This window comes from Mesorhizobium sp. M2A.F.Ca.ET.039.01.1.1, from assembly GCF_003998035.1.
Taxonomy (GTDB): Bacteria; Pseudomonadota; Alphaproteobacteria; order Rhizobiales; family Rhizobiaceae; genus Mesorhizobium.
The window spans coordinates 1-403 of record NZ_RZRY01001585.1 but is presented as its reverse complement, the minus strand read 5'-3'; the positions used below and the strand labels follow the sequence as shown (position 1 = coordinate 403).

At 64.8% G+C, this 403-nt stretch carries 2 pseudogenes; one reads left to right on the top strand and one right to left on the bottom strand.

From position 1 onward, the window contains the following. Positions 1-216 (bottom strand): annotated as a pseudogene (locus tag EOA24_RS41035) (EamA/RhaT family transporter); the annotation flags it as partial. A gap of 90 nt (positions 217-306) precedes the next feature. Here EOA24_RS41035 and EOA24_RS43790 point away from each other — a divergent pair. Beyond that, positions 307-403, top strand: a pseudogene (locus EOA24_RS43790) (transcriptional regulator); the annotation flags it as partial.

The following is a 403-nucleotide window of genomic DNA, read 5'->3' as shown; positions in this document are numbered from 1 at the left end:
GGGCAGCGCCGGGCGCTTGACAGCCAGGAAGATCGCCGCCGGCACGGCGGCGATGGCAAAACGCAGCGCGCCGAGCTCCAGCGGCTGGAAGGCCGCGAGGCCTGCACGGATCGCCGGGAAGGCGGAAGCCCAGCCGACCACTGTGAGCGCGACCGCGATGACCGCCGTGGTGTCCATTCGCTGTGTCTGATTCAACGTACCGGCATAGGCGGTCATCGCTATATCCTCGTTGCTTGGCTCCATGGGGCTAGAAGACCGCATCAACCGTCGATTGACAAACGACCAATTCGAGGGTCACCTGTGAGCATGGATCACAGCTCGAACCAGTTACTCCCGTTGGAGACCTTGCGCGCTTTCGATGCTGCGGCGCGAACGGGGAGCTTTTCGGCGGCGGCCGAGAGGC